This window comes from Streptomyces sp. NPDC026062 (genome assembly GCF_055568375.1).
In genome coordinates this window covers 61,497-76,045 of the sequence record NZ_JBVHOQ010000024.1, presented here as the reverse complement: position 1 = coordinate 76,045, position 14,549 = coordinate 61,497, and the positions used below count along the sequence as shown (strand labels likewise).

Sequence of the window (14,549 nt, the reverse complement as noted above, 5' to 3'; positions counted from 1 at the left end):
TCCGCGCGGGCGCCGGGACTACCGGCCGGTTTCCGGCGCGGGTTCGAGCGGAGGGCTCGTGACGCCGCAGTTCACCGTGCACTCGGGCTGCGCGGCCTCCTCGGCGACGGGCGGCGTACGCACCGTCGCCCAGGCGATGAGGGCACCGAGCACCAGCAGCCCGGCGCACATCGGCATGGCCCGCCGGAAGGTCGCGGCGAACTCCCCGGCGTCCCGGTAGGCCTCCGGCCCCATCCCGGCGAGCAGGGGCAGGGCGGCCACCGCGATCAGCCCGGCGGCGCGGGCGGCGGCGTTGTTGATTCCGCTGGCGAGACCGGCCCGGCTGGTGTCCACGGAGGCCAGGACGGTCGCGGTGAGGGGTGCCACGAGGGTGACCAGGCCGATACCGAGGACGGCGACGGCGGGCAGTACGTCGGTCAGGTATCCGGTCACGGAGCCGGACCCCGGGCCCACGCGCAGCATCAGCAGCATGCCGGTGGCGGCGATCAGCGGACCGGCGGTGAGCGGGATGCGGGGGCCGATGCGCCGCCCCAGTTCGCCCGAACGGGCCGAGAAGAGCAGCATCAGGACGGTGGTCGGCAGCAGGGCGGTGCCCGCGCCGAGCGCGGAGTAGCCCGCCACGACCTGGAGCTGGATGGCGGAGAGGAAGAAGAAGCCGCCGAGCGCCGCGTAGACGCAGAGGGTGACGAGGTTGACGACGGTGAACTGCCGGGACGCGAACACCGACGGCGGCAGCATGGGGTCCGGCCGCCGCCGCTCGACCTGGACGAACGCGACGCCGAGCAGTACCCCGCCCACCGCCGCCCCGATCACCGCCGGGGACGCGCCTTCACCCGGCGCCTCGATCAGCGCGTACGTCACCAGCGCGAGCGCGAGGGCCCCGAGTACCGCGCCCAGGACGTCGAAGCGGCCCTGCTCGTCCGGGTTCCGGGACTCCGGTACATGGCGCAGGGCGACGGGCACACAGAGCGCGGCGAGCGGCAGGTTGAGCAGGAACACCCACCGCCAGCCGGGCCCGTCGACGAGCCAGCCGCCGACGAACGGTCCGACGGCGGCACCGACCCCGCCGAGCCCCGACCACAGCCCGACCGCGCGGGCCCGGTCGTCCGGATGGAAGCTCGCCTGGATCAGCGCCAGCGACCCGGGGGTGAGCAGGGCGCCGCCGACGCCCTGGAGGGCGCGGGCGGCGATGAGCACATCGGCGTTCGGCGCGAGGCCGCAGAGCAGTGAGGCGGCGGCGAACCACACGACACCGACGACGAAGACCCGGCGCCGCCCGTACCGGTCACCGAGCGCTCCCCCGAGCAGGATCAGACCTGCCAGGGTCAGCATGTAGGCGTTGACGGTCCACTGGAGGGCGGCCAGGCCGGTGCCCAGGTCCTCCCCGATGCGGGGCAGGGCCACGTTGATGACCGTGGAGTCGAGCATGGCCATGCTCGACCCGAGGACGGTCGTGAGGACGACCCAGCGGCCGGTGGGGGAGGCGACACGGATACCGCCGGGACCTGCTGAGCTCTCCGCCATGGACTCAGCATCGCAAAATCAGGCCCCTCCGGCGATTGAGGAACGGGGCCCGAGGGCGGCTCCCCGGAACGGCCCGCGCCCCCGCCTCACCCCCAGGACGCCGCTACGCGGCCTCCCGTACCGCTTCCACCCCACGTATCAGCGCCGCGACCCCCGCTTCCACCTTGCTCCGCGCACACCCCACGTTCAGCCGTACGAAGCCCGCAGCGCCGTACACGCTCCCCGGCATCACCGCGACGCGTTCCCGGTCGACCAGTACGCGCTGAAGCGCCTCGTCGTCCGTCACGCCCACCCGTCGCAGGTCGATCCAGGCCAGGTATCCGGCCTGCGGCGGCTCCCACTCCAGACCCGGGAACGCCGCGTTGAGCCGTTCGGCGACCAGTTCCAGGTTCCCGGCGACATACGTGCGCGCGGCGTCCAGCCACGCCGCGCCGTCCCGGTACGCGGAAATGTGCGCGGTCAGCGAGAGAACCGCCGGCGAGGCCAGGCCTTCCGCGGTCTCCATCCGGCGCAGGTACTCCGTCCGGTCCTCCGCGCGGCCGATGATCCCGTACGAACCGGTCAGCGCGGGGAAGTTGAACGCCTTCGAGGCGGACGTGATGAGCGCCCAGCGCCCGTCGCCCCCCACCTGTGTCCACGGCACGTGCGGGCGCCCGCCGTGCACGAAGTCCGCGTGGATCTCGTCGCTGATCACGGCGACCCCGTGCCGTTCCGCGAGCGAGGCCATTCCGGCGAGCTCCGCCCGGGTCCACACCCGCCCCGACGGGTTGTGCGGCGAACAGACGACGAGGACCTTGCTGTCCTCCCGCGCGAGCTCCCGCTCCAGCGCGGCCGTGTCCCCCAGGCCGACGCCCCGCAGTTCACGGCCGAGCCCGGTGACCGCCTTGCGGAACCCGTCGTACGTCGGGGTGTGGACGACGACGCCGTCCCCCTCGGCCGTCCACATCTGGAGCAGCTGCGACAACTGGCTCAGCACCGACGGCCCGTAGACCAGCCGGCCGGTGTCGATCGTGGTGTCGTACCGGGTCACGTACCAATGGGCTATCGCCGCGCGGAAGTCGCCCAGCCGCCAGTCCGTGTAGCCGAACACTCCGTGGTCAAGCCGGGCACGCAGGGCGGCCAGCACCTCGGGGGCGGTCTCGAAGTCCATGTCCGAAATGGTGAACGGCAGCAGTCCGTCCACACCGAACCGGTCCGCGACACCGTCCCACTGCACACTCCAGGTGCCGCGCCGGTCGATGACGGTATCGAAGTCGTAGGACGTACTCACAGCTGTTCCCTCACATCGTTCCTGCCGGGCACGGACATGCGTGGGCCCGGCAACCCCAAGGGATTGCCGGGCCCACGCAGACATCCGTACGGACGGACTTACTTCAGCTTGGTGCCGGTGGACCGCAGGTTGGCGCAGGCCTCCGTGACGCGCTTGGCCATGCCGCCCTCGGCGGACTTGCCCCAGCTGCGCGGGTCGTAGACCTTCTTGTTGCCGACCTCGCCGTCGACCTTCAGGACGCCGTCGTAGTTGCGGAACACGTGGTCCACGATCGGGCGGGTGAAGGCGTACTGGGTGTCGGTGTCGAGGTTCATCTTCACGACGCCGTTCTCCAGCGCGGTGGCGATCTCCTCGGCGGTGGAGCCGGAGCCGCCGTGGAAGACGAAGTCGAACGGCTGGCTGCCGGCCGGCTTGCCGTACTTGGAGGCGACGCCCTCCTGGAGGTCCTTGAGGAGCTCGGGACGGAGCACGACGTTGCCCGGCTTGTAGACGCCGTGCACGTTGCCGAAGGACGCTGCCAGCAGGTAGCGGCCCTTCTCGCCCAGGCCCAGGGCCTCGGCGGTGCGCAGCGCGTCGTCGACGGTCGTGTAGAGCTCGTCGTTGATCTCGTGGGTGACGCCGTCCTCCTCGCCACCGGTCGGGGTGATCTCGACCTCAAGGATGATCTTGGCGGCGGCGGCCTTGGCCAGCAGCTCCTGGCCGATGGCCAGGTTGTCGGCCAGCGTCTCGGCCGAGCCGTCCCACATGTGCGACTGGAACAGCGGGTTCAGACCCTTGGCGACGCGCTCCGCGGAGACCTCGATCAGCGGACGGACATAGGTGTCCAGCTTGTCCTTGGGGCAGTGGTCGGTGTGCAGCGCGACCGTGATGTCGTACTTGGCGGCGACGATGTGCGCGAACTCGGCGAGGGCGACGGCGCCCGTCACCATGTCCTTGTTGTACTGGCCGCCCAGGAACTCCGCCCCACCGGTGGAGATCTGAACGATGCCGTCACTCTCGGCCTCAGCGAAACCGCGCAGCGCAGCGTGCAGGGTCTGCGTCGACGTCACGTTGATGGCCGGGTAGGCGAACTTGCCTGCCTTCGCCCGGTCGAGCATCTCGGCGTAGACCTCGGGGGTTGCGATGGGCATCTGTCCGCTCCTTGGGATGTGCGGGTGTGCGTTGCTGGTTCCCTGACCTGGGGGCGACGTCATCGTCGCCCCCATCTTCCCAGACTCTGGCCTCGGCTCCACCCGGTGTACTCCCCCAGCGCTCCCGGCCTCCCGGCACAGAGATACGACAAGGGGGGCCGGTTTCACGTGAAACCGACCCCCCTTGAGGGAAACCGCAGGTCAGGACAGGTCGAGGTCCGGAACCGAGTAGACGTGGACGTAGGGAAGGCCCGCCTCGGCGATGGCCGGAGCCGCACCCCGCTCCACGATCACGGCGACGGCGACGACCTCGCCTCCCGCCTCCCGCACCGCCTCGACGGCGGTCAGCGGCGAACCGCCGGTCGTCGAGGTGTCCTCGACGACCAGGCAGCGGCGGCCCTTCACATCCGTGCCCTCGATCCGGCGCTGCATCCCGTGGGCCTTCTGCGCCTTGCGCACCACGAACGCGTCCAGCTCCTGCCCGCGGGCGGCGGAGGCGTGCAGCATCGACGTGGCGACCGGGTCGGCACCCAGCGTCAGCCCGCCCACGCAGTCGTAGTCCAGCTCCGCGGTGGCGTCGAGCATGACCTGCCCGACCATCGGAGCGGCCTTGCCGTCCAGCGTGATGCGGCGCAGATCGATGTACCAGTCGGCTTCGAGACCGGAGGAGAGCGTCACCTTGCCGTGTACTACGGCCTTGTCCTTGATCTGCTGCAACAGCTCAGCACGTACGTCAGTCATGGCTACGAGGATAAGGCGCCCGCTGTCGCCCCGTACTCACGGACCGCGGCGCCCCGGACACATGAACCGCAGCCGTCCCCGCCCTCACAGGCTGCGCCAGCTCCAGGTCGTCGCGATCTCCAGGGGCTCGATCGGGGTGACATAGCGGGGTGCGGTGTTCAGTCCGTTCGGCGGGCCCGACTGCGGCTCCACACAGACGGCCTCGTCCTGCTCGTCGTAGATCACGACCCACTCGGTCCGGCTCTTCACGGTGAGCTCCAGCCGCTCCGGCCAGGTGAGGGTCACATCGACGCCATCGGGCATGCCGAAGCAGTCGTCCCACGGTCCTGCCAGGGGAGGAATCCGGCGCCCCGTCGGCAGATGGTTCTCGCCCCGTTCCTCCTGCCATGCGGCGTCGAAGGCGATCCGGACGTCCTCACCACTGCCGAGGTTGCGCCGGAACCACGGGTGCCAGCCGGCCTGGGCCGGGAAGGAGTCCCCGTACGTCTCGACGCCGAACGCCAACGTCAGTGCGGACTCGGTCAGTTCGAAGGTCTGCGTCACCCGTCCCGGGTACGGCCACGGGTCGGCCAGGTCGTAGTAGAAAGCGGCCTCCGTCCCGCTCGCCCGCGCGGTGCGCCAGGCCGTGTCACGGCCCGTGCCGTGGATGGCGTGCGGCGGGGCGGTCAGCGGAAGCTGATGCAGCACATCGCCGTTGTGGAACTGCCCGTTCTCGGTCCGCCCGCACCACGGCACCATCGGGAAGCAGCCGTACCGCTCCCCCTGCCGCAGCAGTTCGGTACCGCCGATCCGCAGGCTGCTGATACGGCAGCCGTTGGCGGGGTTCACGGTCAACTCTGCGTCGCCGACGGACAGCCGGACGTCCTTCTCGCTGCTGCTCACACGACGACCCTACTGGCGCTGCTACCTCCGGCGCCGCAGCGCCCGTCCCACCACCACCGCGGAGGCGAGGGCGAGCGCGGCGGCGGGGGCCACCCAGCGGAGCGTGGCACCCGCACCGGTCGAGTCGGGCGACGGCACAGGGGCGTACCGGCCGCGCGGCGGAGCGTGGTCGACCTCCTCCGCGCTGCGGCCGATCATGGTCCGCCGGGCATGCGCGGCCTCGGCCGGGGGCCCGTCCGGGACGGAGAACTCGATCCCGGCCACCGGGTCGAGCGACGACGGCGGCACCGGGGTGTCGAAGACCGAGGCCTGGTCCGACGACGGCTCCCCCGGCCCCTCTCCCTCGGCCGCGTCGTGCGGGGGCACGGCATCGGCGGAACCCGGGACGTCCGCCTCCTCGGCCGCCTCTTCGATGGCCTGCTCCACCGCCTCGCCGACGGCCTGCTCCTCGGCGGCGGCGTCCGCACCGGGCGCGCCCGCGCCGTGCGTACCCCCGCCCGCGGCCTCCTCGCCCTCGGCCTCCGCGCCCTCGGGCCCGGCCCCGCCGGACTCGTCCGCGCCATGCGTGCCCTCGTCCGCGCCGGTCGCGGCCCTGTCCTCGCCCGCACCGCCCGCGGCCTCGCCCGGACCGCTCGCGAGCGCGCCGGACGCACCCCCGCCCGTGTCCCCGTCCTCATCGGACGCGACCCCGCCCGTATCCGCGTCCGCCCCCGTGTGCGCGGCGAGGGATTCCGTCACCAGCTGCTGCGCGAACCGGTCCAGCAGGCGGTGGGCCGCCGACAGCGCGGCCGCCGGGTCCAGCTCCAGCAGGCGGCCGTCACCGCTCACCGTGCCCTCGAAGGCGATCGCCGTACCACCGTCGCGTCCGGTGAGGCGGACGGTCAGGGCCAGCCGGGCCGAACCGCTGCCCCGCGCCTCCACCCCCTCGCCCGCGACGGACAGGCCGTACGCGGCCTCACCCGCGCCCCCGCCCGCCGACGGGGTGAGCCGCAGCGTGCCCCGGTAGGTGATGGTGTGGCCGCCGACCCGGATCCTGAGCCGGCCGGCGAGCGGGCCCGCGGACGTGTCGGCGTCCTGCTGAAGACCCGGCACGCAGCGCGCGACCCGCGCAGGATCGCTCAGCGTCCGCCGAAGGGCCGGGACGGGAACCGGAACGAACACCTCATGCTCCATGGAAACCGAGCCTACTCAGCCCCGGCCACCACGTCAGCGCTTCGGCATCCCCGGGAGGCCCGCCGCCACCGGCCCGGCACGCCCCGCTCACCGCTCGTCCCAGTACCGCGGGTGCACGAGCGTCGAGGGCGCCTGGCCCCGCAGCCGACCGGACTCCGCCCGCCGTCCCGCGTCCCGCAGCGAGGGGACCGTCAGGGAACGCAGCGGCGGCGCCCCGGGGGCCAGACCGAGGGCGGGGGCCGCGGCGGGGCCGGCCAGCACGAAGCCCCAGCCGCGCGGGCGAGCCCTCCGCTCCGTCGCCCGGTCGGGGCCGGCCTCGAATCCGGCGTACCGCCCGCTGATCCGATAGGGGCGGGTTCGCAGCCCCGCCGCCCGCATCGACGCCTCGACCGTCCAGTACGTGCGCGGGCGGCTCACGGCCGGCCCCGCGTGCACCACCAGCCGGCCGCCCGGTGCGAGGACCTGGGCGACCAGCCCGTAGAACTCCGCCGAGTAGAGCTTCGTACTGGCCGAGATCCCCGGGTCCGGCAGGTCCGCGACCACCACGTCGTAGCGGTCGTGGGCGATCCGCAGCCAGCTGAACGCGTCCCCGGTCACCGCGGTCAGCCGGGGGTCGCGGAGGGCGTGCGCGTTCAGCGCGGAGAGCGCGCGGTCCGTACGGGCCAACCGGGTGACGGCGGGGTCCAGCTCCACCACGGTCGCGCTCCGCACGTCCGGGTAGCGCAGCACCTCACGGGCCGCCAGACCGTCACCACCGCCCAGGATCAGCACCCGGGCGTGCGGCCCGTCCATCGCCGGGTGGACCAGCGCCTCGTGGTAGCGGTACTCGTCGCGGGAGCTGACCCGCAGGCGCCCGTCCAGATAGAGGTCGAGGGAGCCCCGGTCCGCGCCGGTCAGCACGACCTCCTGGACCTCGGTCTGCACGGCGACCCGCACCTGGTCCCCGTACACCGCACGCCGCGCCGCCCGCTCGAAGTCGTCGGCCAGCACGGCGGCCGAGGCGAGCACCGCGATCACCGTCACGTTGGCGCCGATCAGCAGCCAGCGGGACCGGGCCGTGAGATCCCGCCCGAACACCCATAGGACCAGTGCCCCGCCCGCCGCCGCGTTGACCGCCCCGGTGAACAGCGCGCCCGTGAGCTGCCCGAGCATCGGCAGCAGCAGGAACGGGAACGCCAGGCCCCCGACCAGCGCGCCCACGTAGTCGGCGGCGAAGAGGTCGGCCACGGCCCCGCCGGCGTCCTGCCGGTCCACCCGCTGGATCATCGTCATCAGCAGCGGAATCTCCGCACCGATCAGGACCCCGATCGCCAGCGAGAACCCGACCAGCGCGTACCGCGACTCCCCGATCCAGGCGAACGAGGCGTAGAGCACCAGCGCGGAGAAGCCACCGACCAGGGCGAGGGCCGCCTCGATCAGCCCGAAGCCGACCGCGGCACGGCTGCGCAGCCGTTTCGCGAGCAGCGAGCCGATGCCCATGGCGAACACCATCACGGACAGCACGACGGACGCCTGGGTGACCGAGTCACCGATCAAGTAGGAGGCGAGTGCGACCAGTTCGAGCTCGTACACCAGCCCGCAGGCGGCGCAGACGAAGACGGTGGCAAGCACGAGATACCTGCCGGTTCTCGGTCGCACGGGAAGCCGTGCCGCGCCCCCACGCAACGGCACCTGCTGGTCGATCATGCCGCGAACGCTACGTCACTGAAACGTCGCCGCTTGTCACCCACAAGGGTGCAATCAGCGCGCTTTTCATGGAGTTGGCGCCGGTCACAGGGCCGCCGCCGGCATCCGCACACCCACCCGGGTCCGCGTCACCACCAGCCGGCCCTCCTGCGGATACGCGTGCCAGGTGCGCCACCGCACCTGGCCCTCGGTCCGCTGGGCGAGCATGGCGGTGAAGGCGTGCGGGCTCCCCGGGAACGTCCCGGCCAGTCCATGGGGGTGGTCGGCGACGAGCGCCAGCAACTCCTGCGCACGACCCGCGAAGGAGCCCGCACCGAGGGTCTCGACACGCGCCGCGAACTCGTACTCCCAGTCCCCCAGCCGCTTGGAGACGCCCAGCGGCAGGGGGGTGCTGCTGCCCGGGATACAGGCGACGGTTTCGGAACAGCTGCCGCGCTCCTCCTCCAGCAGCACCTGGTGAGAGGCGCCGAGCAGGCGTAACTGCAGTTGCGCGCCGCCGAGATGAAGGTCGAGTACAGCGAGTGCCGGGAGCGGTTCACGCCCCAGCGCCCAGGCCAGATCGGCGGCACGGGTGTCGGAATAGGCCGTATGGAGGGTCGTGAGCATGGGTCGGCTCCGCAAAACACACATGGACACGTGGACAGGGGGCGCCCCGACGTGGTGCACGTGGGAGGTGGGAGGCGCCCGATCAGGTCCAACTGGGGTCCGAGGGCTGGATGTTCTCTTCACCGAGGGAATCACGAACCGGGTCGCACTCGCAGCGTTTTTGCCCAACTTGGCGTGGTTTCCATCCCCTCGGGGGCCTGCCGGTTCAGGTGTTCAACACGAACGCGCGACAAAGCCCAACGAAAAGACGCCCGGCGGGACTTAGAGCGTCATGCCCTCGGTCCCGCCGGGCGCCCGGCCCGGCTTGCCGGCCCGGCTCACCGGCCCAACTGCCCTTTCTCAGCTGCCTCCGCCGCATCCGCCCCCGCCACCGCACGACGATCCCCCGCCGCACGAATGGCCGCCGGAGTGACCGCCCGAGTCGCCACCGCCGACGCTGCCGCCACCGCAGGACGAACCGCCGCCATCGCCGGCCCACCAGCTGCCACCGCCCGCCGCACCGGCAGCGCCGCGCCGATTCCCCCGGCTCCGCCGGCCCAGCGGCTTCCTGCGGTTCCCCGCGCTCACCAGCAGCGTGACGAGGAGCACGATCCCCACGACCACCACGACCCCGATGATCAATCCCTTCATGGACCCCACGTCCTTCCGTTCCCCCGAAGCGAGGCCCCCGCTCCGCACCGATTTCCCGCGTGCCGGGGGAATTCCCCCGCCCCCGCACCGTCAAAGCGGACTTGAGCAACTCCAGAGCTTCCCCCCGCAGCCCTCCCCTCGCGGTACACGCCCCCGCACGGAGACCACTCTCCCTGCGTCATGGGGCGGGAAATGGGTCAGGATGGGCGTGGAGACCCAGGGCGCGACGGCCCTTCGACGGGGACACGAGTGAGAACGGTGGAGACATGAGCACCAGGCCACTGCTGAACCGAAGGCTGGACGGACTCGGGACGACGATCTTCGCGGAGATGTCGGCACTGGCGATGTCGACAGGCGCGATCAACCTGGGCCAGGGCTTCCCGGACACCGACGGCCCCGAGGAGATCCGCGAAGCCGCCGTCCGCGCCTTGCGGGAGGGCAGGGGCAACCAGTACCCGCCCGGTCCGGGCGTCCCCGAACTGCGCGCCGCGATCACCGAACACCAGCAGCGCTTCTACGGACTCTCCTTCGACCCCGACACCGAGGTCCTGGTCACCGCCGGCGCCACCGAGGGCATCGCCGCCACCATGCTGGCGCTCCTGGAGCCGGGCGACGAGGTGATCGCCTTCGAGCCCTTCTACGACTCCTACGCCGCCTGCATCTCCATGGCCGGCGCGAAGCGCGTCCCGCTCACCCTGCGCGCCCCGTCCTTCCGCCCGGACCTGGACGAACTGCGGGACAAGATCACTCCACAGACCCGACTGCTGCTCCTCAACACCCCGCACAACCCGACCGGAATGGTCCTCTCCGCCGAGGAACAGGACACCATCGCCGCACTCGCCGTCGAGCACGACCTGCTCGTCGTCACCGACGAGGTGTACGAGCACCTCGTCTACGACGGCACGCACCGCCCCCTCGCGGCCCTTCCCGGCATGCGCGAGCGCACCGTCTCCCTCTCATCCGCCGGCAAGACCTACTCGTTCACCGGATGGAAGGTCGGCTGGGTCACGGCGAGCGGCCCTCTCGTCTCAGCGGTCCGGACCGCCAAGCAGTACCTGACGTACGTCAGCGCGGGCCCGTTCCAGTACGCCATCGCTCAGGCGCTCCGCCTGCCGGACTCGTACTTCGACGGCCTGCGCTCCGACCTGCGACGCAAGCGCGACCTGCTCGGCGACGGGCTGCGCGCGGCCGGGTTCGAGGTCTACCAGCCGCAGGGCACGTACTTCATCACCACCGACATCACGCCCCTGGGCGAAAAGGACGCCTACGCCTTCTGCCGCACCCTCCCCGAGCGGTGCGGCGTCGTGGCCGTCCCCAACTCCGTGTTCTACGACGACCCCGAGGCCGGCCGCGGCCAGGTCCGGTTCACCTTCTGCAAGAAGGACGAGGTCCTCCAGGAGGCCGTCGCCCGGCTCCACCGCTCGGCATCGTGAACACGACTCCTTCGTACCGAACGCGGTCCCGCCGGGGCCACGATCTGCCCTCTTTGAATCAGCGCGGGTGAGAGACCCGCCCCACCTCACCCTTGGACGGCACGCCGGGCGACGAAGGACCGTCCCGCATGGAGCGAGGCCCTGGCGTGAAGTCCTCACGCCAGGGCCTCACGCTCGAAGCGGCCACCACCGGCCCACCCGTCGTCGCGGCCGGACATGGCTCAGGACGACCGCCTCGCGGCGCCCCTGGGTTCCGGAGCGGTCGCGCAAGAGGGCCGCCCCGAGGGCACACCCCCTCAGTCCGTCCCGGCACCGGCTGCCGGGGACCTGCCAACGGCGACCTGCGCCAAGGCGATGAACTGCGGTATCAGGGGATGTGCGCCGAATTGCGGGTAGACCAGGTTGAGTGGCACGCGTGGCGCGTCCGGAATGGCAAGGAACGACACAAATGAATGGATGTGCTGCCGGCCGACGAACTCAGGAACCACGCCCACGCCTTTGCCTGCCGCAACAGCCTCAAACCATTCGTCAAAATTACGACAGACGACGGAGACCCCGGGCCGGCAGTCTGCGGGCCATTCGGCCAAGTTCGTCGTCCCGCTCACTTCATTGATGACAAGTTGATGGGCGGCAATGTCGCGCCAGTGAATCTCGTCCCGCCCCGCAAGCCCCGAGCGGGTGGAGACGGCCGCGACCCTTCGTTCATGCAGCAGGGTGACAACCTCCATACGGGGGGCATCAATTCGGCCTCGCAGAATCGCGAGGTCAACCTCCCCGCGGTCCACACCCGCGAGCTTGGCATCATGCCGGCGCACCTGCACCGACATGCCCGTCTCCTCTTCGAACCCCGCAATGGCCTCCTGGGGCCAGCCCGTGGGGAAACCCCAGGCAAAGCCCACCCGGAATGTTTCGGCGTCCGGACCGGGCTGCAACGCGGATTGCAACTGCGGTATCAGAACACGAAGTTGATCGTAAAGACGCTCGCCATCAGGGGTGAGTGCCACTTGACGCGTAGTTCGCTCCAGTAGACGCTGCCCGAGCAGTTCCTCCAACCTCCGGATGTTTCGACTGAGTGTCGGCTGGGACACGTTCATACGCTTCGCTGCCCGGGTGAAGTGTCTCTCATCCGCCAAGGCCAAGAACCCGCGCAGGTGGTGCAGCTCGATTCTCATGGACAGCAGGATACGTAGGGACTCGAAGGCACTCTCGGCGCCACCGGTCGACCCTGTCAGCCATGATAGTGAATGCACCTGATCGCCTGCTCCCTGGAATCTCAGGAGAATGACCCTATGAACCTTGCAATCACGGAACGCGGAACCTTCTTTCAGCCACTGCGGGGTGACTAGAATTCACAAACACTTACGGAACGGCGTGGTCGTATCTCAGTCATTTACAGTTGCTGTCCACACGCAGCGCCCCGGCTCCCGGATCGGGGCACTGCGCGCCGCACCGTCACCAAGGACGGGCGAGAGAGCGTTCATCCACGGCTGTCATTTCTCATACTCTTCGTCCGTCACGCGTTCCTTCCACTCGGTCGGCCCGTCGGTGACGGCGATATGGGTCATGAAAGTGCCCGGTGCCGCACCGTGCCAGTGCTCCTCGCCGGGGTGGCAGATCACCGTGTCACCGGCCCTGATCTCCTGACGTTCGCCGTCGCGGGACTGCACGACGCCCACGCCTTCCGTGACGTGCAGCACCTGACCTGCGGGGTGGCGGTGCCAGGCGCTGCGGGATCCGGGCGTGAACAGTACGTTGCGGACTTCGGTGTTGACAGTCGCTCCGATCCGCGGCCACAGCCACACATCGCCGGAGAACCGATCCTCCGGCCCCTTGATCGAGTCACCGGGGTGGCGGTTTACATCCATGGCGTGAACTCCTTGTCGATGGTTACTACATGGGATTGTTCCGACCCGCCGGAACTGGATGCCGCGCCCTCGGCACCTCTCCGGTCGGCGCTGTTCACCGATCGGCGGCCTCGTGCCGGTCGGCTCCGGCTGTGGCCCTTTCGGCGAACAGGATCAGTACCGAGGCGGCGATCGATACGGTCGCCAGAGCGACGCTGGTCATGCTGAACGCACCAGCCGGTGACGTGCCTCGTGTGACGAGATCCAGGTAGACGGTGCCGATCACGGCCACTCCCAGGGTGCCGCCGATCTGAAGTGTCGTATTGAACAGACCGCTCACGTCCGGCGCGTAGCGGGCGTCGACGGACTCGGTCAGGTGGGCCAGGGTTCCGCTGAACGCCGCCCCATAACCCACGCCGCCGATGCCGAGGAGGACGATCAGCCAGCCCGTGCTTTGCGCCCCGGCCGCCACGGCGGCGAACGAGACAGCCATCAGCAGACCGCCCATCGGGGCCGCGAGCATTCTGGTGCGTGCTCCGGCGCGGCCGAGGATCGGGCCGACCAGGGCGAACGTTGCCACCCAGGCGATCGGGATCAGGCCGGAGTAGACCGCGCTTTTGCCGAGCCCCTGCTGAAGATAGAGCGCGACGACGAAGAGAAGCGCGAAGTAGGCGGCGCGAGTGGCGGCTTGGGAGACGAGGGCGAGGGCGACATGCTTGCGGGCGAGCAGGGCGACGTTCATCAGGGGATCCCCCGCGCGCCGCGCGATGTCGCGTTCCACTCTGGCGAACAGGGCGAACACGAGCAGGGAGGCGGCGAGACACGGCCAGGTCCACAGCGGCCAGCCGGCGTCCGGGCCGAGGACCAGCGGGGTCACCAGGAGGAACAGCCCGAGCGACAGCAGCGCGACACCGGGTGCGTCCAGCTTCTTCTGTTGCAACGTCGTGTCGTCCGGCAGGAAGACGTACGAGGCAGCCATCAGGAGGACGCCGATCGGGACGTTGATGAGGAAGATGGGCCGCCATCCGGCCCCCATGATGTCGGCGGACACCAGGACCCCGCCCAGCGCCTGACCGATGACGGAACTCGCCCCGAGGACACCGGTGTACGCCCCCAGAGCCCGACGACGGGCGGAGCCGTCGAAGTGAACCTGAATACCCGTCAGCACCTGGGAGACCATCAGTGCCGCGCCCACGCCCTGCACCACGCGAGCGCCCACCAGAGTGGCGCTGTTGGGAGCGAGGCCGCAGGCCAGCGACGACAGGGTGAAGACGGCGAGTCCGACCAGGTACGTCCAGCGTCGGCCGCGAATTTCACCCAGTCTCGCGCCAGTGATCAGCAGCATGGCGTACGCCAGCGTGTATCCGGAGACGATGAGCCCCAGCTCGCCGCTGGTCGCGTGCAGGCGGTCACGGATCGACGGGACCGCGACGTTGACCACCGCGATGTCCACGTTTCCGAGGAACATGCCTCCGAGCAGCGAGGCCAGCATCCAGCCCGGCCGCTTCCCGCGCAGTTCGGACAAGCCGCGCCGCTCCACGGCCGGAGCCGGATCGATCGCAGACGACGTCTTCAAGGAATCCACTCCACGACTGTAACTACTAGTATGTACAGCCCGCAACTCGGACTT

Annotated in this window: 13 protein-coding genes; 1 reads left to right on the top strand and 12 read right to left on the bottom strand. The window is 70.6% G+C overall.

The window, feature by feature from the left end:
- Window positions 1-18 precede the first annotated feature (18 nt).
- The 9 genes from ACZ4LX_RS22245 to ACZ4LX_RS22205 all read right to left on the bottom strand — a co-directional run bounded on the left by ACZ4LX_RS22245 (window position 19) and on the right by ACZ4LX_RS22205 (window position 9,642).
- Complete coding sequence (locus tag ACZ4LX_RS22245) at window positions 19-1,524, bottom strand: MFS transporter (RefSeq protein WP_467638030.1); 1,506 nt, start codon at window positions 1,522-1,524, stop codon at window positions 19-21.
- Window positions 1,525-1,627: 103 nt separating this feature from the next.
- Entirely contained in the window at window positions 1,628-2,794 is a 1,167-nt protein-coding gene (locus tag ACZ4LX_RS22240) for a MalY/PatB family protein (RefSeq protein WP_467638027.1), read from the bottom strand.
- 98 nt (window positions 2,795-2,892) lie between these two features.
- Complete coding sequence (gene fbaA, locus ACZ4LX_RS22235; protein ID WP_393059059.1) at window positions 2,893-3,924, bottom strand: class II fructose-bisphosphate aldolase; 1,032 nt, start codon at window positions 3,922-3,924, stop codon at window positions 2,893-2,895.
- 201 nt (window positions 3,925-4,125) lie between these two features.
- Window positions 4,126-4,665 (bottom strand): orotate phosphoribosyltransferase, encoded by a 540-nt coding sequence (pyrE, locus tag ACZ4LX_RS22230; RefSeq protein WP_311311598.1) that lies wholly within the window; start codon window positions 4,663-4,665, stop codon window positions 4,126-4,128.
- Between the two features lie 84 nt (window positions 4,666-4,749).
- Window positions 4,750-5,547, bottom strand: coding sequence for an aldose epimerase family protein (locus tag ACZ4LX_RS22225; RefSeq protein WP_467638024.1), 798 nt, complete (start codon window positions 5,545-5,547; stop codon window positions 4,750-4,752).
- A gap of 21 nt (window positions 5,548-5,568) precedes the next feature.
- Window positions 5,569-6,720: an SRPBCC domain-containing protein gene (locus tag ACZ4LX_RS22220; protein ID WP_467638021.1), complete on the bottom strand. Its 1,152-nt coding sequence runs from the start codon at window positions 6,718-6,720 to the stop codon at window positions 5,569-5,571.
- Between the two features lie 87 nt (window positions 6,721-6,807).
- The gene (locus tag ACZ4LX_RS22215) at window positions 6,808-8,406 is read right to left on the bottom strand and encodes a polyamine aminopropyltransferase (RefSeq protein ID WP_467638018.1); all 1,599 of its coding nucleotides are present in this window, start codon (window positions 8,404-8,406) and stop codon (window positions 6,808-6,810) included.
- Between the two features lie 84 nt (window positions 8,407-8,490).
- Window positions 8,491-9,012, bottom strand: a complete 522-nt coding sequence (locus ACZ4LX_RS22210; RefSeq protein WP_467638015.1) for a DUF2617 family protein — start codon at window positions 9,010-9,012, stop codon at window positions 8,491-8,493.
- A 339-nt stretch (window positions 9,013-9,351) separates the two neighbouring features.
- Complete coding sequence (locus ACZ4LX_RS22205) at window positions 9,352-9,642, bottom strand: hypothetical protein (RefSeq protein ID WP_467638013.1); 291 nt, start codon at window positions 9,640-9,642, stop codon at window positions 9,352-9,354.
- Window positions 9,643-9,908: 266 nt separating this feature from the next.
- On the opposite strand from ACZ4LX_RS22205, the gene ACZ4LX_RS22200 reads away from it, so the two are divergent.
- Window positions 9,909-11,075: a pyridoxal phosphate-dependent aminotransferase gene (locus ACZ4LX_RS22200; RefSeq protein WP_467638010.1), complete on the top strand. Its 1,167-nt coding sequence runs from the start codon at window positions 9,909-9,911 to the stop codon at window positions 11,073-11,075.
- A 296-nt stretch (window positions 11,076-11,371) separates the two neighbouring features.
- Here the strand turns inward: ACZ4LX_RS22200 and ACZ4LX_RS22195 are convergent, their stop codons facing one another.
- The 3 genes from ACZ4LX_RS22195 to ACZ4LX_RS22185 all read right to left on the bottom strand — a co-directional run bounded on the left by ACZ4LX_RS22195 (window position 11,372) and on the right by ACZ4LX_RS22185 (window position 14,504).
- Window positions 11,372-12,247, bottom strand: a complete 876-nt coding sequence (locus tag ACZ4LX_RS22195; protein WP_467638006.1) for a LysR family transcriptional regulator — start codon at window positions 12,245-12,247, stop codon at window positions 11,372-11,374.
- A gap of 318 nt (window positions 12,248-12,565) precedes the next feature.
- Window positions 12,566-12,940 (bottom strand): (R)-mandelonitrile lyase, encoded by a 375-nt coding sequence (locus ACZ4LX_RS22190; protein WP_467638003.1) that lies wholly within the window; start codon window positions 12,938-12,940, stop codon window positions 12,566-12,568.
- 94 nt (window positions 12,941-13,034) lie between these two features.
- The gene (locus tag ACZ4LX_RS22185; protein WP_467638000.1) at window positions 13,035-14,504 is read right to left on the bottom strand and encodes an MFS transporter; all 1,470 of its coding nucleotides are present in this window, start codon (window positions 14,502-14,504) and stop codon (window positions 13,035-13,037) included.
- Window positions 14,505-14,549 lie beyond the last annotated feature (45 nt).

Coding starts and splice junctions, on each gene's coding strand:
- ACZ4LX_RS22245 (WP_467638030.1), bottom strand. CDS start 1,524: ATGGCGGAGAGCTCAGCAGGTCCCGGCGGTATCCGTGTCGCCTCCCCC.
- fbaA (WP_393059059.1), bottom strand. CDS start 3,924: ATGCCCATCGCAACCCCCGAGGTCTACGCCGAGATGCTCGACCGGGCG.
- pyrE (WP_311311598.1), bottom strand. CDS start 4,665: ATGACTGACGTACGTGCTGAGCTGTTGCAGCAGATCAAGGACAAGGCC.
- ACZ4LX_RS22220 (WP_467638021.1), bottom strand. CDS start 6,720: ATGGAGCATGAGGTGTTCGTTCCGGTTCCCGTCCCGGCCCTTCGGCGG.
- ACZ4LX_RS22215 (WP_467638018.1), bottom strand. CDS start 8,406: ATGATCGACCAGCAGGTGCCGTTGCGTGGGGGCGCGGCACGGCTTCCC.
- ACZ4LX_RS22210 (WP_467638015.1), bottom strand. CDS start 9,012: ATGCTCACGACCCTCCATACGGCCTATTCCGACACCCGTGCCGCCGAT.
- ACZ4LX_RS22205 (WP_467638013.1), bottom strand. CDS start 9,642: ATGAAGGGATTGATCATCGGGGTCGTGGTGGTCGTGGGGATCGTGCTC.
- ACZ4LX_RS22200 (WP_467638010.1), top strand. CDS start 9,909: ATGAGCACCAGGCCACTGCTGAACCGAAGGCTGGACGGACTCGGGACG.
- ACZ4LX_RS22195 (WP_467638006.1), bottom strand. CDS start 12,247: ATGAGAATCGAGCTGCACCACCTGCGCGGGTTCTTGGCCTTGGCGGAT.
- ACZ4LX_RS22190 (WP_467638003.1), bottom strand. CDS start 12,940: ATGGATGTAAACCGCCACCCCGGTGACTCGATCAAGGGGCCGGAGGAT.